Below are 21,817 nucleotides of genomic sequence, written 5' to 3'. Positions count from 1 at the left end.
GTGGAATGGATAAACTAATTTTTAAGTTTATTTAAGGATATAAAAAGAATAGAGAAAATACCGATTTATGAGATTTTTGTCCGCAAATCGGACAATAAATATTCTAAAAAATCATTAAATGACTTCCTTACCTAAAGCTATCTTTTGACTTTTCCCCTTAAAATTTTTATTGAAATGTCATATCTAATCTAACCAAGATTTATAAAATAATTTTTATAATTTAAATAATGGATAATTAAATATGGATCATTTTAAAACTATTTTATTTATTGCAAGCACATGTTTAACAACAACTATTTACGCAAAGCAACAAGAAGTCTGTGTTTTTGATCCAATTGGTAAATCGGGAGATGCTTTCGCTTTAGCCAAAGACTATGCTCTTGAAGCCAAAAATTGGGGAGCTGATATATCTTTAAAAGCATATGTTGATGAACGAGTGGCGGCTGAAGACTTAAAAGTCGGCAAATGTGACGGAGCAATTATTAGTGGCTTACGTGGCCGTCAGTTTAATAAATATACAGGATCGTTAGATGCAGTTGGCGCATTAACAAATATGAAAACGGCAATTAATGCCTATAAGCTGTTATCTTCACCAATGGCAGCAAAAAACATGGTGGTAGGTCCTTACGAAATTGCAGGTTTAGGCACAATTGGCCCTGCATATTTATTTGTTAATGATAGAAGCATAAATACACTCGCTAAAGCTGCTGGTAAAAAAATTGGGGTATTTAAATATGATGAAGCCCAACCCAAGCTTGTGCAACATGTTGGAGGTCAGGCTGTATCTGTAGATGTTACCAATGCTGGTGCGAAATTTAATAACCATGAAATTGATATTGTGCCTGCTCCTATTGTGGCATTTAAACCTTTTGAACTACACAAAGGTCTAGGTGAGAAAGGAGCTATTGTTCGTTTTCCTTTGACTCAAATTTCAGCCAATTTCATTATTCGTAAAGACCAGTTTCCAGCAGGTTTTGGGCAAAAGTCACGAACTTGGGTAGCTAGTCAACTCAATAGAACGTTTGGCATTATTGCAAAATATGAAAGTGATATTCCTTCAAAATATTGGATGGATATTCCTAAAAATGAACAATTAAACTATATGAAAATGATGCGCGAAGCGCGTATACAGCTAACAAAAGCAGGCATCTACGACCCTAAAATGATGAATTTTTTGAAAAAGGTGAGATGTAAAGAAAACCCAAGTAACTTTGAATGTGCATTAAACGATGAATGAACACTCAAAACATCTGCGCATCTTTTTAAAGCATTTATATAAAGTTAAGAGGTAGAACCTATAGTATAAGTTCTACCTTAAATTATTCCATAAAGTACTTATTGTCTTTAAAATTAGCTCTATATAATTAAAACTTATAATTTTGAACACAGTCAAACATTTGTACATCTTCCTCATCTGGAATGTATCTTGCTAAGTCTGGAAATAAAACAGAAACACTAATCAGTCCTGTATGTAGTATGCTTGTGAAATGACGGATATGTTCAATTGATTCTTTATTAATAGGCTTAATAAATCTGTAATTAAGACGCTCAACTTTTTTGCTCTCTTCAGTGATATTATTTTTCTCATCAAATTTAAAGACAGATGTTAGTTTAGATGGAAATGGATATATAGTATATCCATCTAAAACATACGTTAATAAACCATCTTCAATACTTAAAACCATATTATGTCTATGACAAAATGGCCTATGAGGTGACGAATCGCCATAGCACCGTATAATATTAGTTAAAGGCGTCTCTTCTATAGGAAAAGAAAATTTCTCACAAATCAAAAACGTAACAATTTGATCAAACTCATCATTTTCAGGTTTGTAATCATCAGTAGATTTTTTATTTCTTATACTATATACATAAGCTGGAGAATATAAAACATCTCTTAAACCTTTTGTTTTAGCTAACTTTAATAAAGCATCCTTCAAATCTGATAAAGTTAATTTTGATTTAACTTCCCCAATGGCTACAACCGATTCTATTGGGAAAAACCTTTGATTTTTTTCATTCTTTATTAAGGGCGTCACTGTTTTATCATATATGATAATGTCACACTGAGTACTAACTAGCCCATTTGCAGTCACTACAAACCCTGATCCAATTTCCATTCTATCTGGTAAAATATTTTTCAAATATTCTTTTACTAATTCTTCTCTATACATACCGAATTCTGAGGGATGTATTAACCCCTCTTCTTTATCTTTTGTATATAAATTTCTCGAATTATTTATAAAAGACGTTTTAAAATTTTCTATTTTTGCCTTGAATAGCTTATTAATTTGATTTGATGAATTAGAGCTCAAGATTATTCTCCTTTAAAATTAAAAGACTATATAGAATAAGTTATCTATAAAATTTATTAATAAGTACCTTTAGTAATACTCAAACAAGCTTCTTATAATAAATAGCTGTGCCGTCATAGTTCCCATCTGAACTTAATGCAAAGCTTGGGATGACACCCACACGGACAAATCCAATTTTGCTATATAAAAGTTCGGACACATCGCCTTCACGTGTATCTAAGACAAGTAAGCTTAGACCTTTTTCTCTTGAAAAATTTTCTAATTCATCCATTAGTAATGTTGCTATTCCTTGCTTTCTTGCTGTTGTCAGAACCATGAGTTTTTCAACTTCTGCTCTATGAACGCCGTTCTTTTTACTCACCAAAGACAATTGAACACTACCTACAATTTTTCCTTGTTGAATAGCAATCCATAGACGGCTATTACCATTTGCTATTTTATGGTTGACCTTACGCCAATAATTTAAAACTTCGTTCTTTTCTATAGGAGCTAAGAATCCTATTGAAGCTCCGTTATTTACAGAATCTTCTAATAGTAGAGATAAGCCTTCTTCATAATGGCTAATTTCATTTATTTCTAAAATTTCAATGTTTTTCATATTTTTTCTCAAAGTTATTTGAATAAAATTAACCCTGATAGCTTGTACTGTTTGATTAGGGTTTAGTATAGATATGATGAAATAAATATATTGTGATTACGATGCGCTAGTTACTTACCATCTTTTTTTCCTGTAGTTGTCTTTATTTTATTTGCTTCTGTTACGGCATTATCTACGATATCAGATGTTAGATGTGTTGAAGTAGGATACTCTGTGATTTCTTTTGATAAAGCATTATCTACTATAGCCTGCATGCCTGTTTGACTACATGTTTGATCATATTCTGAAAGAGCTTTGAGTGTTTCAGCAACATAATTAAATTCAAAATTTTTATATTTTTCAGAGATTGCATCAAATTGGGTAAAGACAGCTCTTTCGACTAATCCTAAATTGGGACTGACTAAAAAAGATGTGTTATAAGCATCAAAACTTGAATCTAAACTACTAAAAGCCACACCTACACCACTTATAGCACTTACTGAAGCATCAGCTAAACCCAAAGCAGCAGATATGAGTCCTCCCGTAATATTTGATTGTCTTCTTAAATTTTCCCGATGAGCTTTCGTAAAAGATGCGTTCTGAAAATATGATAAACATAAAGATCTAGCGTAAATACTTCCTTCGATAAAGAGCTGCCTATTTAATTTCTGCCTCATTGAATTATTGCCATCCTTAGGAATTTGATAATCTATAGTAGTGAAATCTCCTGCCTTACTAGCTTTTGTTAAAATTTGATTTGTTCTGCTGGTCTTATAACCTTCAGCTTCAATAGCTCTCTCATAAGTTAGCCAATACCGCCTATTAGTTGATGTAAGCATATTGCCTCCATACCAATCTGTACCCTGTATAGTTACTTCTGGAATATTATAAGGTGTTTGATACTTTGGAAATAAATTACAACTAGATAAAGTTATTGAGATTGCTATTAATATTATAATTTTCATAAAAATTCCATTTAGTATTATTTTAATTATATACAATCATTTATTATTAAAAAAATCAAATATTTTTAATTGTGTAATACTTAACAAGCAATCATATATTTACATTAGGGAAATATTTTATCTTACAACGTCTAATTAACTATATGTATATATTATTGTAATTTTAAAATTTATCAGTATTTATGAGATGAGCACTGAGGCGACAGATGCCAAAAAAAACTGCCATCATTAATTTAAAAAAACTAAATAGAAATAAATTTTGTTAATTACCTTTAAAATAAAACTAATACTATATTTTTTAAATAAGAAATAGTTTCATAATGAAGAATTAAAAAATTATTTACTGTTTTATTTTATTCAGCCATGTTAACTTATAGTGGAGATCTAACCTTCAATTATGAAGAACCTTAGCAATACAACAAATCGATTACTCACCTTTATTTTGAATAAAAAATTAAAAATCTACTGCTCAGGAGTCATAACAATATGGAATTCAATTTAATCAAAAGCCCAAAATTGCTTGTAATAAGCTTGGCTTTATCAACTAATCTTGCTTTAGCTCAAACTAACACTGATACAGCTCCTAGTTTTAAAACGAATAAATTAGCATTAAACTTAGATGGCTCAAGACATGCATATCATCCAAACAATGAGGGGTTATTACCCAACCTAGTTGGAGGTATAAATCAAGAAGAAGCTACAAAAAATAGATTTACGAAAAATAGAGGTTATGGAATTGCAAAAAAGGAAACTAAAGAAAAAGGATTATATGAAGGCTATATTCAGCCTAATGGGTACTTTGTATCTCAGACTACCCCATATTATAAAAATAAACCTGAAAGCAATCCTGAACGCTACGCTGATGCCGAAACAATTCCATACATCACATTGAGTCCAGCTTGGAAAGCCAAAGGAATTAAAAATTGTGACATTGCTTATGTCGAAAATTTGAATAATGGCAAGAAAAGTGCAGCTATTTTTACTGATTACAGAAATAACGACAAAAATTTAGAAATTTCACTTGCTCTTGCAAAGCAACTTGAAATTCCAGTGTATACAAAAAAATATAGTTCCTACGATAAAAAGAAAATGGTTACAAAGTACGTGGGTATTAATAACAATAACCTCAAAATATACTATTTTTTAAATAGTGGAAACGGTAATGGTAAAACGGCTGAAGAAATACAGCAGCTAGGAGAAAAGCTAATGAAAATAAAAAAATAAGGAGCTAGGTTGTTTATCAAACGACCACTTATTAAATTGGCAGCGAAAACTATAATTAATTTTTAAGTCTTTTCCGACACGGATGTTTTTGAGATATCCGTGTTTATTTAATTAAGTAATTTATATATTGATTTCCAATTTCAATAGTTAGAGAATCACGCATACTTATAAATAACTACAATAGAGTTCTATATGCTTCCTAAGAAGAAAAAGAGGGAGCTTTCACTCCCTTTTACTTATGCAGCCTTTATTTCTGAAGCAATGCCACCCTCAAAACATTTAATAGCTAATCGCACCATAGAAGCATATTCTTGCTTATTTGAAGCTTCATTCTGAATTAAATCTTGATAAATAGCTTGTCGTGCCTTGATAGGTAGACCTGAATTATTTAACTCTTTTATTATTAATATAATTTTATCTAAACGTTCTTGTCTCCTTTCGACTAAAGCAGTTCTATTTAGATCTAACAATATTCTAGTTGACTCTCCTTTATTATCAGCTCCCTTAGCTAGAACACCAAAAAAGATTAGGCTAGCCTCAGGAGAGTCAGTATATGGATTTAAAATATTATTCAAATTAGGATCCACATTTGACTTTTTCTGATTACATACCTCACAAGCAAGTGTTAGGTTCTCCCACTCATAGCGTTTTGACTCATCTAATGATTTAGGGAAAATATGCTCCACATCTCCATGATGAATATGTAATAATTTACTTTCACAATAAGCACATTTACCATGTGTTTCTTCAATTAGTCTTTTCTTAATTTCTGGGTCACTATATCTTGATAGAAGATATTGAGTTGGAGTTTTATCCTCAGTAATAATTTTTAATAATCTAGTTTTCCACTTGTAAGCATTTTTTACTAATACAGTAGGTTCATTAAGTTTATTTATCTTAATCATAGTTTTTGACCTTCCACAATATTATTTAGTGCCTCTGGATAAAACTCTCCTAGCCCAGCTTGATTTAATTCATTTCTTAATCTTCTTAACCCGTCCACTGTAATATCATCTACTGTGAACATTGAACAGATTTTCTGTAGATCCTCATCAGCCCACTTAGGAAGGGTAACAGGAACCCCTAAAACATCACGCAGAATCTCATTTGCAGTGGCAGCTTTTTGATCAAGATCTAATTTTTGAGACACAACTTTTTTTATAACTTTATTTACATTATCATCCTTAAAATTTTCGTATTTTAATGCGTATACGTTAGAATCACGAATGGATGAAACTATAAATGGACTATGCGTTACAACAATAAATTGTGCCCTAGGGAATGCCTTAACAAAATCATTAAGTAGGGAACGCTGCATAGATGGATGTAAATGATTTTCAGGTTCATCAATGGTTACAACAAACTCCTCTTTATCATGCGAATAGAGAAATATTTGCCATGCCAAATCAATAATAGACATTATACCTCCTGAAGAGGCATCTAATAAGAAATCACCAGAATCAGTTTCTAAAACAATATCTGGCATTCTTATGCTTAAATCCTTAAAACCTAACTCAATAGGTAAAATATGCTTTAATATTTCCTTAAAAGCATAAAACTGTTTTTCAATTTTTTCATTTTTTTGAACAAATTGGTTTCCAGGACCAAATGCAGCCATTGAAACTATCGCTTCTTTCATTCTATAAGTAGGAGAATGCTGTGTATAACTGTTATTAAATAAATTAAAAGTCTCTCTAAGATAACTATCAAAAGCTTGTGACGCATCCATTGGATTTGTAGGAATATTTTGCAATCGTTCATATCTAGGTACCGGCCGATGCGAATTAATGTGTACCCCATTAATTTGTAGCTGATCCGTTAGATTTAGATTGAATTGAACTTCTGACTGTATTTGTTGGTTAATACAAATATCTGCTACTGCATTGTTTGAATAAATAATTTTCCCGAGTGAATCACCATAATAATGATAAGCTTCATTATTTTTAACTAATGGTGTAAATATAGATTTGTATTGAACAGCACCTTGCTCTTTAGAAAAAAAAGGAGTACCTAAAAATGGATGATCCCATCCAAAATGCTTCGACAATAATTTTAATATTGTAGATTTACCTGCACCATTTGCACCAGTAATGACAGTCACATTAGGATGAAACTCAATATCTATTTTAGAAAATTGTCGCCATTCAGTAAGGGTGATTTTTTCAAATTTCATTTAAAGCTCTTATAAAATTTAGTTTATTAACTATATGAATATATTTATATTACATTAAATAATGCTTCTGATCCTATCTTGATTAAACATTTCAAAATTTAATTTCTTGATATCCATTTTATAGAATGTGTCTCTCAATTACCCTCCCAAATGTCACAACAACTGTAATAAAAAATACTCAAGCAATCTCTTTCGTTCATCTGGTTTGGTGGAATCTAAAAGCTGAACCATTGCCCCATCAATCACAAACAAAAACATGTGCGCATCTTGTTTTGAAGCATTTTCATTGCTTTTTAAAAGCAAATGATAGATTTCATTAATCAGCCAATTTCGATAATCAACTACGGTCTGATAAGCCTTAGGATGTGTTTTAGCAATTTCAAAAATCGCTTTAAACGGCAAATGGTAAAGCCCATCTAAATCGGCATGTAAGTAATAAATTTTGCGGAGTTTTTCAACTAAGGTTAATTCTTTTTGAACATTGATAATCGACATGACCTCATGTTTAAGGCCGTCTTTTTGAAAGGTTAGGCTCATTTCAATGAGTCGTTCTTTTGAGTGAAAGTAGTTATAAAAGGTAGCTTTAGGGATGTTTGCCGACTCAATAATTCGGTCTATCCCAACATTATGAAAGCCGTGTTTGTTAAATAAATATCTTGCTGAATGAAGTACGCTTAAAGCACGAAATGGAAGATCTATATGTGGCATATTTTTACCGTTATAAAAAATTATTGTTGTATATAAATGAGATATAAAAACCGCTGCCTTTGGGAGAAAAAAAGGCATAGCAAAGCCGTAAAGACTGTGCTCAGCACATCTCAAGTTTTAATTGTCTAAGTTTTAAGTAATAACGAGCTAAAGCCTGAAAAAGCCTTACGGCGATCAAGCTGCGTTAAATGTTTTAAGCTGTGTTGTTATAGCTTTTGGCAATGGCTGCCAAGAAATGATGAATGTGCAAAGCCAACTCCTTATATATGGAGTTCTGCCAAGACATTAAAATTATGGTGGCAGAACGGAAGAGGGTTCGCAGACTGGTTAAGACTCCAGCACACCCGAGGGTGTCCCTCTCCCGTCCTACCGCAACGGGAGGGAACGAGGAGATGCTCACACAAAACTATTCCTCAGAAGAAATAATCCTGATGTGGTCTTAAAACGGTCTGCGACAACCGACTGGCAATGTAGGCCAGCCCGCAAATGGTAATCTTGAATATTTGAAGTGTCAATGTGAAATTGGCTAGAAAATATTTAAATAATTATTGTTTTTCATTTAATTACATAATTAAGGAAATTCTTAAGTAATATTTACAATCTACTTTTATATCATTAAGTTAAAGTTTAAAATTTCAAAAACTTAAGGTTTAGATTGGCTCCTCTTAACTAAGAATGAATATATAAAAATGAGTGACTAATCTTATTAATAGATATTTTTTATGAGTGGCTATTCAGTATAAAATTATGAATTAAGCGACCTATCTCACAAATTAGGCCGTGTCATATACTTAAAGTGATAAGAGCAAAAAATGACTCAAAATAAAGTTGAATTAGCAGAGAAATTGTCAAAAGAATCTCATCAAGGTCAAAAGTATGGTTCTCATGATTACTTTGATTATCATATTAAAGGTGTGGTCAATTCGTTAATTGAGCACCGATTTTCAGAAGTCTATATTATTACAGCCCTTCTACACGATAGCGTTGAAGACACACCTCTTACGCTAGACAAAATCGAAAGTTTGTTTGGAAAAGAAGTCCGTGATGCCGTTGATGCATTAACTAAACGGGAAACTGAAACACGCGAAGAATATTTAATTCGTTGTAGTTCGAATCCGATCGCTCGAGTCGTGAAACTTCATGATGCAGCCTTTAATGCGCACAACTCACACAAGGACAATAATCACTCACGTGTAGATTATTACCTTCAAACCATGTTAATTGTTTCAACGGCCCAAGATAGGTTGGAATGAAAAGGTCGAATTAGCTAGGTTTATAAAATATAAGACGATCAATTTGATTTTGTAACGTAATCAAAATCCCCCCTGAAAAAGGACTCTTGCTCTAGCTAACATTCACCATTTTACGCATATATTTGCTCAATTCTATTTAACGCACCCAAGAATTCAGCAAATTTTTTCTCATTTATGATCTACGGCGAACCTATCTAAAGGTTAAATACGTCCAACCTCTAAGTATGGAATCAAGTTTTTATCAAAATGTGGTCGTGGATCGCCTTCATAACTAATAAAACCATGCATACCTGTTAAGCGTTCGCCTTTATAAAACTGGTTTAACTGATAACGCGGGTCTTTATGGGAAAGCGTAAAGCTCACCACGCCAACGCCCTGCTGTTTTGACTTGTTATAGGCATCTTCGAGCATTTTATGATGCAAAGCCAAATCTTCTGGATGGCACATTAAGGTGTGTAGCACATGGTACTGAATAGAGTCCCCGAGTTTAGGCAAACGCATGCCTTTAGTAATTGGAGTCAACAAGTTGTAAATAGGTCTAAGCACACCAATGGCTGAACTGTAATGCAAAATTTTGGTTTGCTTAATTGTATGCTGATCCCATAAACCAAACATGCCCACTAGTTTTTCACCCTTAAAATAAAGTGAAAAGTCTGAGAGTTTTATTCCTGAAAAATATTGATGTCCTTGCGCCAGTTCTTCAAAGTTATAGGCAGGAATAAAGTTATAAAACTCGGCCATGTCGCTAATAAACTGGTTCATAGCTTCCACATGTTGAGCTTCGGCAACACATGTACGGATCTCTTGAATGTCACTTTGCTGAGAAGTCTGCTTTAAAAAAGCCGTGATTTTTCGTTTTGCGCCAGTGTCGGTTAGGCTTAATGTCTCAATAAGCCCTTCGTCATAATAATCAGGCATTCCCGTTTTACCTGTTTGGATGGCAGCGCGCGCGGCGTGGTTATCATCAAAAATAATCATTTGGCTATAATTCGGTTCATGCATGGTTTGTTTTACATGCTTTGCTAAAACCTTAACCAGTGATTTTCCCCGATAGCTGTGATCTACCCGTAAATCTCCCGCATATCTTAAATTTTGAATGGCTCGATCGACATAGCATGGACGGTAACCGTTGCTATAACAAGCCACCTTCTTTTGACTCTCGGTGTCTTCAATCACGACGTGCAGTTTATGCCGATAGACAATGTCAGACGCCCTAAAATAACTCGGCTCACGCTGAAAGCTAATTTGTATGCCTTTGGTGGTCATCGGCACCGCAATTAACTCTCGTAAAGCCTGATCATCTGCCAAATTTGCTTCACGGGTAATAAGCGTATTATCAGTAAGCGGTGTATTTGTTTTATTCATTATTCACCTGTTGTGCGGTTTGTACGGGAACCAAGTTATTTAAACGCCCCATTTGGTCGAGTAACTGATAGACAAACACCACTTCGTCTTGATCATTGACTGTTTTTTGGGTTTGGACATCGAGTAACTTCTGCTCGGTATTGAGCAAATCAAACGTGGTTTTGGTGCCCACATCAAACTCTTTACGTGTGTAGACAAAGGCAATAGACGCAGCCTCTATGGCATTTGCTAGTGCTTCTTTATTTTGTCGAATGGTTTGAAGCTGCGCATAGGTGGTACGCGTTCGCTTATTTAAATCTAGTTCAAGACTTCGTGTTTTTTGCTTAGCCAAATCGATATCGGCCTGTGCTTTTTTGACATTGGCGCGATTTAAACCATCGTCATAGAGCGGTACATTAAGCTGCACCCCAACCATGTAGTTATTGCTTTCTGAGCCAATATAGCTTGCCTCATCTTGCTTTCCGGCACGGCTGGTGAGCATCACCGTTGGCCAGAGTTCGCGTTTGGTCAAAGCATATTGTTTCTCGGCAGCCTGCTTTTCATATTTGCTACGCATTAAAGCCGGATGGTTCTTGGTTTGCGCCAAAATTTCATCTAAGTTAGCGGGAATAGCGGGTAGTTGTTTAATCGCAACAAGGTTGTCAGGCGTTACACCCGTTACTTGGTAAAACTGTGCTTCGCTTACGGTCAGGTTAGATTGAGCCTGTGTAATATCGGCTTGTCCTTGTGCGACTTGCGCCAAAACCTGAGCCAAGTCCGCACGGGTAATCATGCCCACGTCAAAACGGCGCTTTGACTCATATAAAGACCGTTGTAGATTTGCCATAGTCTTCTGTCTAAGTTCTAAAATGGCTTTCTTTTTTAATACGTCGGTATAGACCATCACGGTGTTTAAAATGGTTTCCGATCTCTGATCTGACAAACCTTGGTTTTGTGCAGAAAGCTGACTTTCGGCAACATCAATTCCTAAACGGTGTCGGCCAGAGGTATAGATCGGATAATCTGCCTGTAATTGCAAACTTCGACCTTTACGATTTCCTTCGGTTGGAAACAGGACGTGTGAAGGTGTATCTATTCTTTCATAGTCCAGTTGCCCAACTAAATTGACTTTGAGTCCATCACGCTGTTTGGCCTGTTCGAGCATAGCGGTGGACTGGTTCACGCTTAAACGACTGACTTCAAGCTGACTTTCATGTCTTAAACTGGCTGACAAAGCTTCATCTAAAGTCATAGCATGTGTATTCGACACAACCAACACGCCTAAATATAAGGCGTGTCGAAGTGTTAAAAACCGAGTATTAAATGGCTTCATCCCTTTCATAGTTGTTCCAAACTATTGAGGGTGACTTTTTTGAGTGGCTCAGGTTTGATATTGCCTTCAATAATGCCATCAAACATGACAAGTTTTTTATAGGCATTCCAACCATTATTGGCTTGGCGAATTTGAGGCTGGTCAAGCTGTCCCAAATTTCGAGCAAGTTCGTAATGGAAGTTTTGACGTAAAATACTGTCGATATATTCATTGTTAATGCTGTGATGAATTTCGCCTTCAAAAAGCACACAATAAAATGGTTTAACCTGCTGTTGGGTATCAATCGCGAGTAAAGAAATCGCTTTCGATTCTGTTTCATTTAACTGCGACAATAACTGATGAGCTGTTTCAGGCGCGAGTTTTTCACCGACCAGATCTACCCCAAAACGGCGGCCTTGGAACTCAAAACACGGAATTTGCTCTATAAAGCCCGTAACCCGTAAGCAATCATCCAGACAGTAACGAAGCAAACCATTACCAGAGGTAATCAGCGGACTCACCACATCACCCTCTTTAAGCTGCCAAGATGGAATGATTTGACCTTGTTTATCACCTTCTAGATATTCAAATTCATAGAAGTGACTTTGATATGCCAGCGGGTATTGGTCGTTATAGGGAATCGTAACTACCCCTTCGGTCGCCCATAACCCTTTGCCTTCAAACTGAACACTGGGCAATTTTTCTTTTAATTTTTCGGCCCAAGCTTTTGAACCTGCGGTGTCCCAGCTCGACACTAGACTTAACTTTGGCCAGAGCTTTTTAAAGTCGATCTGTTCGCCGTTTGAACTTGCCATTAATGCTTGAGCACTTTCAGGGCTGCGCGGTGCGGTGACTTCTTTTAATGAAGCCTGACGATTGCCCCATGAACCACTTTGTAAAACCTCAATCACGTCTTTTTGTAGTGACTCCAAACGTTCCAGCAATTGCAGCGCAAACGTTGGGCTCCACACCGAAATCATGGCTAAGTTACGGTTTGTGACCAAATAACAAATGGTGGCAAAGAGTGCATCATCCGCGTTGGCCGCAAAGGCAACATTACTTGGAACGGCTTGAGTAAAATTAGACAAAATTCGCTTACCAACACCGAGTAGCGCACTGTCATCATTTAAGTTTTTATCTTTTAAAACTTCACGCTGACTTTCAGGCAACCACGACACCGACCAATAATGTGTGCCTGAACTGAGCTGTGGGCATTTACGGTATAGACTTGCCATCCACGGTGCAATCGCATGATCAAGTTCATCTAAAAACAGCTTGGTATATGGAATAAACTTAATTTGTTCACTCGAACCACTGGTCGGCTGGAAACGAACTAGTTTACTGCTTGAGAGCGAAAGCTTTTGTTCACGGTAACGTTGAATATCTTCTCGCCATGCGCCATAACGTGTCGCAGGAAATGATTTTACAAACTGCTCATAGTTTTGAACTTTTTTATCTTTAGCAAACGTAGAGGTCTGTAAAATCGAATGCAAGATTTGACGTTGTGTCGCTTCTAAAGCATTAAACTGTTTTTGAAAATTACGGTCAGATGCATCACACCATTTTTTTAAAATCAGATGCGAGCCAAGCGTTAGCCATTCATTAGATTTCATTGGATGGCCTCTCTACGTTTTGTTTTAGACGTTACACAGGCTTCAAATTTTCCCTTACTTGTAGGTTTAGTGATGAGCTTCACTGGGAAACGGGCAATATCTTTCCAACCTAATCGACCGATACATGGTAGTTCTGTGCCTGCTTTCCATGTCGGATTCAACTGCTCAAAGAAATGAATATTCGGATTCTTTTCTCTCATTTCGGCAGTAATTGGTGCGACCTCACCTTTTAATGGTTGATAGTCATCTCCAAAATTTAACAGGCCTGCATCTTTGTCATAATATTCGCCAAAGAATTTCTCACAATAGTGTTCGACGACTTCCGAGAGATGCTGGTTTTCATCTTTAATATTTGGGTAATACACATAGTAGTTATTGGCGAGTAGCAGGTAGGTTTTATAGCCTTTAGAAATCAGGAGCCAATAGAGTTCGTTAAATGGATATTTCACTCTTAACTTGATCATGAGTTTGAGCATGGTACTTTGTAGACTACGCGTACCCCAAAACTTCTTCAAAATGACGGTATCACCACTAAATAACACGGTGTAGTCCTTACCGTTTAAGTAGAAATGCTGCACCACAACAGTAGAGAAGCCCACAATCTCATTTGTTTGTGAATCAAAAATTAAGATTGCACCGCTTTTATTTTGGAAATCATCTACGAAAATAGAAAATCTCGTATTTTCATAATACTGTTCGTAAATGGAATACATCACTTTTAATCGCTCAGTATCGATTTGCTCTTTTTCAAAATATTGACCATAAGTCGTGTTTTTCAGGTTCAATTTTGAAATTAGTTTATACGTTGTATTAATCATAATCCTTTAACCTTCCACCTCTAATTTGCGAGTTCCCCGATCTCATCAACCGATTTTAGAAAACTCATCTCAATGTTCTTTTTCTATGAAGGGATACGTTTTGATATGCCCTATTGTTTTTCATTCTTTGAAAGCTGCTCTTTATTTCTAAATCGCTACATGTTCATTTTCTTCCCCCGATCCATAAAGATGGTTAAAAATGCGGTCACAAACATAATGATTGCGAGCATGCGTAATAAATCATTAAAGCTCGATGTCAGTGCCTGAAAATGAATGTCGCGATAGATCACACTGAGCGCGATTTGCTGTGCATTTGCACCAACTTCCTGATATTGCGCCGTGAGCTGGTCGAGTCTTTCTGTGAAAATCCAGTTTTGCGGTGTCATCGACTGATTAATCTGGGTGACATGTAGCGCAGTCAGCCAATCTAATGATGAGTTAATCAGTGCCAGTCCAACCGCGCCGCCAATATTGCGCATCAGGTTATAAATACCACTGGCATCAGCTACTTTGCTAAGTGGCAAAGTGCTCATGGCTAAATGCGAAACCACAATCAGGCAAATCATGAGACCAATACCACGGTAAATTTGCGGCCAGAACATAAAGTCATAATCGCTATGAATGCTCAAATGTGAATTGAGCCAAACACCAAAACCCGCCAAAATCATTCCAACAAATACGGTTTTTCGGGTATCAAAATTGGGAATAAGCCATGCAAGAAACGGCGCAAAGCAGAACATCACAATGCCCGTCACCATCATGACGTGACCAATTTGGCTACTATTCATTTCACGGACTTGCCCAAGAAACACGGGAATCATGTAACCCAAGCCATAGAGCGCCATGCCAATCACAAAAGTTGTGATGGCACTTAAGGTAAAGTTTTTATTTTTAAATACGGATAAATCGAGTAAAGGTTTAGGCTGGGTAAAACTTCTAGAAAAGAAAATCATGCCGCCCACAACGCAGATCATGAAAGCAATACGAACACCTGTGTCTGCAAGCCAGTCATGTCGTGCACCTTCGTCAAGGAAATATTCAAGCCCACCCAAAAACATCGCCATACCCACCAGACTGAACCAGTCCATACTTTTGATGAGTGAATAGTTCGCACGGTCGATATTTGGGCCCGAGTAGATGACCGTAGCAATGATAATCCCCGGAATAATATTAATCAGGAACATCCAGTGCCATGAGAAGTTATTGGTGAGCCAGCCGCCAATGGTTGGGCCAATGGCTGGTCCCAAAGTACTGATCATGCCAAACATCACCAAAGGCAATGAGCGTTTTGCTTCAGGGAAAAGTAGATACAATGCGGTCATGGAGGTCGGAATCATGCCGCCGCCCATAAAACCTTGAATGCCACGAAAAACCAATAAACTTTCTAAGTTCCATGCCAACGCACAAAGTAAAGAACTGACCGTAAAACCAATTGCACAGATGGTGTAATACACCCGTGTTGAAAGCACCCGCGAGACAATACTCGACATTGGAATTGCAATAATCTCGGCAATTAAATAAACCGTTTGCACCCAAGTGACTTCGTAACGACTTGCACTCATTCCAGCTTGAACTTCGTTTAAAGAACTCGCCACAATCTGAATATCAAGAATCGCCATAAAGTTGCCAAAAATCATGGCAGCAAAAATTGCCCATGCCGTCTTTGCGGGAAACATCCACTCGGCGTCAACGTACTTATTCATGTCTTATTACCTAAAATTTTATTATTAAGTTCTTAGGTCAACGGTGGCACTAACCGACATACCAGGTTTTATCAAATCGATATGTGGGCTTGAATCTATGGCAATACGTACAGGAATACGTTGAACAACTTTGTTAAAGTTTCCTGTGGCATTGTCTGGTGGCATGAGTGAGAAAGTTGCGCCTGATGCTGGTGAAAAACTCTCAATTTTTCCGCTATAGGTTAGGCTTGGATAGGCATCAAGTTTGAGTTCAACTTTCTGACCAATATGCATTTTCTCAATTTGGGTTTCTTTGAAATTGGCTTGTACATACAAACTGTTTTCCGGAATGATCGCCATTAAGCGCGTTTGCGGAGAAACACGTGAGCCTTTTTGAATTGCAAGACTACCGATTTTGCCATCTACAGGACTTACCACTTTTGAGGAAGCCAGATCAACCTGATATAGGTTTAAGTTTGCATGAGCACTTTGAATATCTGCTAAAAGTTGTGCTCGACTGGCTTGTAAGCTCCCCAACTGAGCTTCTGCTGCATTTACGGCGGCTTGTGCTTTACTAAGCTGTGCTTGAGCGGTTAAATATTGAGACTGAATGCCTTCAAAGTTTTGACGAGTAATCACGCCATCTTTTAGTAAATCTTGATAACGTTCAAAATCTTTTCTTAAACGAGTTAAATCTGCTTGCGCTGCCACTACACCACTATTTGCTTCAGCAATGGAAGACTGAGCAGACTTTTCATTTTGCTGTTGTACACCAAGCGCCGCTTCTTTTAAGCTGACCACAGAACTCGCCTGGTCATAACGGGCTTGATAATCGCGGTGGTCTAATACCGCCAAAGTTTCCCCTTTTTTTACCACCTGATTATCGTTAATTAATAACTCAATCACTTCGCCTGAAATCTTTGGCATGACCCAAGTAACATCTGCCTGAACATAAGCATTATCAGTAGATTGATAAAATCGGTATACAAAAAAATAATATATGATGCCTGCGACTAAAAATAACAGCAGGACACTAAAAACACCCCAAGTTATCTTTTTTCGACTTTGGAAATCAGTGTCAGTTTCTAGCTGAGCTACGTTATCCATATTCATTCCGTTTATTTGTAATATTCGATTTTTTATTTACACCAATAAACTATTAGCGTCTTTTTTACGTAACTTTTCACTTGGTTTATTCAATGAATCGTGACAGCGTAAAATTTGGTGCAAATTATGGTTCTTAAATCGATTAAATATCATTGACCCTTTTGACATATATTTTTTCTATTTACGCCAATACACTGCATGCTATAAAAAATATGTTTAAAAATTATGTAATTTTATATTTTCTAAAAAAATTAATTATAAAAACCCTCTTTAAAAATTAATTTAAATAAATAAAATCAATAACTTAAAAATATAATTATTTATATAAAAGTAATTAATTGATAGAAAAATTTATTGCACTAATATTAAAAACTAGCGTTTTCTTTGTATGAATTGTGTTGATTTAATTAGAGCAATATGTAATTTAAAGAAATTCTTCGAGAATTTTTATAATATTTATAGAAGTATAAAATATAAATATGCTGATTTATTAACAATAGTAAAGCATAGCTTATTAAATATGTATTTTTAATATATTTATAATTAACCACATTAAGTAAAATACCGTAAAAATTTTCAGACTAAATCCAACTTATTTTGAAGAAACCAAGCACTATTCAAAAATAAAATTAATCTAAAAAAGAGTTACTTTTAACTCTTTTTTATTTAAAAAATAGAGAATTATCGGTTTATTTTTTACTTATTTAAAACCTTAAATATTTCTTCTAAAGTCATCCCAATCGCAAGTATTTCACTATCTTGATGAGGTAAACCATCAATTTCTAATCCAACTGGTAGTTTCGATTTCGCTCTTTTTCCAATGGGTAAACTCAGCCCCGGTAATCCGATATTACTGCCGGGATCTGTATTTCGAATGAGTGTCTGGAAATTTTCAATTGAGTTGGCTTGTTCATTTGCGAGTGGTGCCACAATCGGTGATGTCGGAAGTAATAAAGCATGTAAGTTATACGCTTTAAATGTATTTTGGTAGAGTTCAAGCAATTGAGGACGAGCTTCAGTTATGGCTTTTTCATAGAAAGATAAAACAGGAACAAGTTGCCCCATCTGATCTTGAATTAATTGAGGAAGGATATTCTGTTTAAAAATTGTCTGAACATCTGGGCTTGAGATCTGATCAACTACAGTCTCAATAGTCAAATTTTCATGATGATGTTTTAAATATTCAATAAGGTCATATTTGCCTTCATAGATGACAACGGGAAATGAAATAGCGTGATTGAGTTGTTCTAAATTCGGCATATCGACATTAATAATTTCAACTCCTGCCTCTTTTAAAAGCTCAAGCGCAATATGCGCCTGCTTACGAACATCTTCGTCTAAATTATTCCAAAAATATGGATTGATACCGAGCCTAATTTGATAAGGCGGTAATGGTTTTTTTCTTGGCTCTTGAGTAATAAGCTGATCAATTAAAATAATGTCAGATACTGTGTGTGCAATAGGACCAGCCGTATCCCGCGTATGTGAAATTGGGGTAATACTTTCTTGTGAGTATCTTCCCACCGTTGGACGAAAGCCAACACAACCATTTAATGCACTTGGCAAACGAATCGATGCACCCGTATCTGTACCAATCGCAATCGGAACCATTCCAGCGGCAACAGCCACAGCACTACCCGAAGAAGACCCGCCAGCAATGTGTAATGGGTTTACGGCATTTCGTGTACCGACAACGCCTTCAATGTGCATGGCAGTATTATAACCGGTTACTCCAAAGGCCAATTCATGCATATTGGTTTTACCAACAATGATCGCGCCGTGGTCAATAAGTTTTTGAATAATCGGTGCGGAACTTTGAGGCTTAAAATCAGCTAAAGCTGGTGTGCCTGCACTATTTGAGAAACCAGCAACATGAATATTATCTTTAACCGCAATTAAAATACCCATTAAAGCTGGACATGGTTTTCCACTCAGTAGGTATTTATCCCAATATTGAGCTTGTTGAATTGCTGAAGCTTTATCTGTGCTAATAAATGCATTTAAAGATTGCTGTTTTTCAATAGCAGCAAAGTAGTGATGCACGAGTTCTTCACAAGATACTTTTCTTTCATGAATCAGTTGAGTGATAACATCTACTGAAGCATTTGCTAAACCCTGTAACTCAGTCCAATTATTCTTTTCAACTGCATTTGACATGATGACTTAAAATCCATTTAAGTTGTGATCTTAAGAACTTAGTACAAATTGCTTGATAATTCGTATCCTCAAAATTGAGGATTGCTTTGTTTTAATGTTGAATGAGTAAGGCCATTTCAGTGCGATTATTGCAGCCTATTTTTCTCATAGAATTATTCAGATGGGTTCTTAATGTGGTAAAACCAATACCTAGTAAACTTGCCACCTCTTTATCACTTAAACCTTTAGAGACCAAATGAACCACTTCTTGTTCACGTGGAGTCAGACCATATTGTGTTGATAAATCTAGTGGTAAGGCTTGGGTAAAATAAGGTTCAAGCAGATTTAATATTCTTTTTTCACGCTCACCAAACATGTCAGCGTCTTGCGCACGCCAAATGCGTAAATCACCAATATCGATACCATTTCGGACAAAATAAATATTTATACCGTGATACAAACCATAAGCCCGTAAAAACTCATTGTAATAAGGTGTTCTTTTAAGGGCTGCGAGAGACATAACTTCATTTACAAATGTCGGTTTCTGGAGTTTATGAAGCTGTGCTGTAATGGGATCATCAAATTGCCAGATACACTCATAGTCCTCCATCGCTTTAGGATCGATTTTCCATATCACACCTTTTGTCGATAAGTTATGCGTTGAATCCCAAATATAAGACGCGGCAAAATCAGCCCGCAACAAGATGGCAATATCTGCAATGATATTTTCACGTAAATTATATTGCCCTTTTCCTGAGCCAAGTTTCCATAATATTTCAGAAAACAATGTAAACTCAGACGGGCTGAAATCCTTTTCTAAAAGTGCGGTCATCCTCTACCTATTTAACGAAATCCATCGAATTTTAAGAAGATCGGTTAAGTGCTTCCTTTGAGCTTAATACCAATCCCATCCTTTTCTATAACATAACTATTTTTTGATTTGGTAGGTAATAGCTATATTTTGTCCGTAAAAATATTAATTTTCTAGTTTTCCTATGGCACTTTTAACTATTGAAATTCATCTTCTGAAATTACTTATCTAATAGGTACCAAAGGCTTCGATCAACTTTTCTCTCTTTTCTTTTTTGCTCCATTAGTTGTTCATATTCTTCTTCTGAAATTACTTTTCTATTAGGTGCAGATTCAATATATGGAGAATAACCTCTATAATTAGCAAACTTATTTTCTCTGTAATATTGTGATTTATCATAATCACTCATATTTGACGTTTGGAATAGAACATCTTTATCTCGCTCAGCCCTTCTAAAAAGTTGATTTGTACGATCTATTTTTTGTTGCATTGCTGACTCAAAAAAAACAACACTCTCACCACTTTTAGTATTTTGAGCCTCTTCATCTTTAGCAATTAAAATAGAAGGTTTTTTTTCGAAAAAATCATCAGCACTGTACACTGGACTAATAATCAATAAACTTATAAAATATAATAATATTCTATTCATAAAATTAATGTGCTCATTACAAAATAGTGGAATACGTAAATATTATATAAATTTAGTAAAAAATCTATTGTCCTACATCTTATTCTTTTGTTTTTTCTTTACTACTAAATAAACTCATTAAACGTATAGAATCAATAAAAAAGCCCACCTATGCGAGCTTTTCAAAACAGAAGCTTTTTATTTTTCAATTTTAGAATTTATATTGACTCATCAATAAGCTCACCAGATAAACATTTATTGAAAATTTTTTGTCTAAAGCTACTGATCATTATTTCATTTTCAAAGTCATTTTCTTTGATATTCTCCTTATAAACTTCAATTAAAATTTTATTCATGACTGTTTCAAATGCGGATTTTACTCTTTCAGAATTATACTTACGTATTCCCATGAATTTTCTGAGTGCTTCTTTTTCCTGACTTAAGGTTACACCTGCTTGTCTCCTTTCCATAACTTTTACTGCTTGTACGCTTATATTTTCACACGATGTTTGAAAGCTAGGAGTATCAGAATATGCCATACAGCTATTTGAAGCGATGATACAAGTTAATAACAAATATCTTTTCATTTTTTAATCTAATAAATTAACTTAAAACATATTACCAAAATAAATCAGATATTTATAAACAAAAAAGCCCATTTTTCGATGAGCTTTTATGTCTTATCTGATCTTTATTTATACTTCCACCACTATAAGTGCTGTAATTATTTTATAAAATTAATCTTTCCGTACAATAAAAATCGAGTCATTAGGTATTTCTATCTTCTCGTTCTCTACTTTTTTTCCTATTTGTTTTTTCTGCCGCAGTAATGCATTTTTTCCTACTCCTCTTAATATTACCTCTACATCATCAACAGGAATATAATCACCTTTAGCTTCATGTGGTCTCTTCTTTTCAAAAAAAGCTATGTAATCCTTTTTTACATATACAGTAATTTTATTGTTATTTGTCTCTCTAACCAAGCTTGAAGAAAATTGTAAAAACTTACTTTCTGAGTTTGATTGATAATAGAAAATATAAAAAATAGGTAGTGAAAATAGAACCATAACTTTAATCAGAATTTTCTTATTTTTAGAATTGTCAGAATTGTCAGAATTGTCAGAATTGTCAGAATTGTCAGAATTGTCAGA

20 protein-coding genes are annotated in these 21,817 nt (G+C 35.3%); 3 read left to right on the top strand and 17 right to left on the bottom strand.

Features of this window, described 5'->3' with window-relative positions:
* The first annotated feature begins 241 nt into the window (after positions 1 to 241).
* Positions 242 to 1,237: a putative multidrug efflux protein AdeT1 gene (gene adeT1, locus F968_RS08740; protein ID WP_004792276.1), complete on the top strand. Its 996-nt coding sequence runs from the start codon at positions 242 to 244 to the stop codon at positions 1,235 to 1,237.
* 127 nt (positions 1,238 to 1,364) lie between these two features.
* Here adeT1 and F968_RS08735 read toward each other — a convergent pair whose 3' ends face one another.
* The 3 genes from F968_RS08735 to F968_RS08725 form a co-directional block, all read right to left on the bottom strand.
* The gene (locus F968_RS08735; protein ID WP_004792274.1) at positions 1,365 to 2,315 is read right to left on the bottom strand and encodes a DUF6602 domain-containing protein; all 951 of its coding nucleotides are present in this window, start codon (positions 2,313 to 2,315) and stop codon (positions 1,365 to 1,367) included.
* 79 nt (positions 2,316 to 2,394) lie between these two features.
* Positions 2,395 to 2,913 (bottom strand): GNAT family N-acetyltransferase, encoded by a 519-nt coding sequence (locus tag F968_RS08730; RefSeq protein ID WP_004792272.1) that lies wholly within the window; start codon positions 2,911 to 2,913, stop codon positions 2,395 to 2,397.
* Between the two features lie 110 nt (positions 2,914 to 3,023).
* Positions 3,024 to 3,857 (bottom strand): hypothetical protein, encoded by an 834-nt coding sequence (locus F968_RS08725; protein WP_004792270.1) that lies wholly within the window; start codon positions 3,855 to 3,857, stop codon positions 3,024 to 3,026.
* A gap of 486 nt (positions 3,858 to 4,343) precedes the next feature.
* Between F968_RS08725 and F968_RS08720 the strand changes: the two genes are divergently transcribed.
* Positions 4,344 to 5,081, top strand: a complete 738-nt coding sequence (locus tag F968_RS08720; protein ID WP_004792269.1) for a hypothetical protein — start codon at positions 4,344 to 4,346, stop codon at positions 5,079 to 5,081.
* Between the two features lie 236 nt (positions 5,082 to 5,317).
* Here F968_RS08720 and F968_RS08715 read toward each other — a convergent pair whose 3' ends face one another.
* From F968_RS08715 to F968_RS08705, 3 genes are all read right to left on the bottom strand, one after another.
* Positions 5,318 to 5,986, bottom strand: a complete 669-nt coding sequence (locus tag F968_RS08715) for an HNH endonuclease (RefSeq protein WP_004792266.1) — start codon at positions 5,984 to 5,986, stop codon at positions 5,318 to 5,320.
* A complete protein-coding gene (locus tag F968_RS08710) occupies positions 5,983 to 7,254 on the bottom strand; it encodes an AAA family ATPase (RefSeq protein ID WP_004792263.1) in 1,272 nt (423 codons plus the stop codon). The genes F968_RS08715 and F968_RS08710 overlap by 4 nt, the downstream gene beginning before the upstream one ends.
* Before the next feature lie 153 nt (positions 7,255 to 7,407).
* On the bottom strand, positions 7,408 to 7,962 hold the full coding sequence (locus tag F968_RS08705; RefSeq protein WP_004792261.1) for a TetR/AcrR family transcriptional regulator: 555 nt from the start codon (positions 7,960 to 7,962) through the stop codon (positions 7,408 to 7,410).
* Positions 7,963 to 8,774: 812 nt separating this feature from the next.
* Here F968_RS08705 and F968_RS08700 point away from each other — a divergent pair.
* A complete protein-coding gene (locus F968_RS08700; protein WP_004792260.1) occupies positions 8,775 to 9,215 on the top strand; it encodes an HD domain-containing protein in 441 nt (146 codons plus the stop codon).
* Positions 9,216 to 9,416: 201 nt separating this feature from the next.
* Here the strand turns inward: F968_RS08700 and F968_RS08695 are convergent, their stop codons facing one another.
* The 11 genes from F968_RS08695 to F968_RS08645 form a co-directional block, all read right to left on the bottom strand.
* Complete coding sequence (locus F968_RS08695; protein WP_004792258.1) at positions 9,417 to 10,580, bottom strand: hypothetical protein; 1,164 nt, start codon at positions 10,578 to 10,580, stop codon at positions 9,417 to 9,419.
* A complete protein-coding gene (locus F968_RS08690; protein WP_004792256.1) occupies positions 10,573 to 11,901 on the bottom strand; it encodes a TolC family protein in 1,329 nt (442 codons plus the stop codon). The genes F968_RS08695 and F968_RS08690 overlap by 8 nt, the downstream gene beginning before the upstream one ends.
* On the bottom strand, positions 11,898 to 13,484 hold the full coding sequence (locus F968_RS08685; protein WP_004792254.1) for a GH3 family acyl-acid amido synthetase: 1,587 nt from the start codon (positions 13,482 to 13,484) through the stop codon (positions 11,898 to 11,900). The genes F968_RS08690 and F968_RS08685 overlap by 4 nt, the downstream gene beginning before the upstream one ends.
* The gene (locus tag F968_RS08680; RefSeq protein ID WP_171065166.1) at positions 13,481 to 14,269 is read right to left on the bottom strand and encodes a hypothetical protein; all 789 of its coding nucleotides are present in this window, start codon (positions 14,267 to 14,269) and stop codon (positions 13,481 to 13,483) included. The genes F968_RS08685 and F968_RS08680 overlap by 4 nt, the downstream gene beginning before the upstream one ends.
* Positions 14,270 to 14,457: 188 nt before the next feature.
* Positions 14,458 to 16,005 (bottom strand): DHA2 family efflux MFS transporter permease subunit, encoded by a 1,548-nt coding sequence (locus tag F968_RS08675; RefSeq protein ID WP_004792249.1) that lies wholly within the window; start codon positions 16,003 to 16,005, stop codon positions 14,458 to 14,460.
* Positions 16,006 to 16,029: 24 nt separating this feature from the next.
* Entirely contained in the window at positions 16,030 to 17,091 is a 1,062-nt protein-coding gene (locus F968_RS08670) for an HlyD family secretion protein (RefSeq protein WP_004792248.1), read from the bottom strand.
* Between the two features lie 696 nt (positions 17,092 to 17,787).
* Positions 17,788 to 19,248 carry an indoleacetamide hydrolase gene (iaaH, locus tag F968_RS08665; protein ID WP_004792247.1) on the bottom strand — a complete coding sequence of 487 codons (1,461 nt, stop codon included), beginning with the start codon at positions 19,246 to 19,248 and terminating at the stop codon, positions 17,788 to 17,790.
* 91 nt (positions 19,249 to 19,339) lie between these two features.
* Positions 19,340 to 20,059, bottom strand: a complete 720-nt coding sequence (locus F968_RS08660; protein WP_004792246.1) for a response regulator transcription factor — start codon at positions 20,057 to 20,059, stop codon at positions 19,340 to 19,342.
* 199 nt (positions 20,060 to 20,258) lie between these two features.
* Positions 20,259 to 20,687 (bottom strand): hypothetical protein, encoded by a 429-nt coding sequence (locus F968_RS08655; RefSeq protein WP_004792245.1) that lies wholly within the window; start codon positions 20,685 to 20,687, stop codon positions 20,259 to 20,261.
* Between the two features lie 197 nt (positions 20,688 to 20,884).
* On the bottom strand, positions 20,885 to 21,253 hold the full coding sequence (locus F968_RS08650; protein ID WP_004792244.1) for a hypothetical protein: 369 nt from the start codon (positions 21,251 to 21,253) through the stop codon (positions 20,885 to 20,887).
* Positions 21,254 to 21,403: 150 nt separating this feature from the next.
* The coding region (locus F968_RS08645) for a hypothetical protein (RefSeq protein WP_004792243.1) at positions 21,404 to 21,817 on the bottom strand (414 nt) is incomplete at its 5' end.

The sequence above is a fragment of the Acinetobacter sp. NIPH 817 genome (assembly GCF_000368405.1).
GTDB lineage: Bacteria > Pseudomonadota > Gammaproteobacteria > Pseudomonadales > Moraxellaceae > Acinetobacter.
The sequence above is the reverse complement of the archived record's forward strand: the minus strand, read 5'-3'. Positions and strand labels throughout refer to the sequence as shown.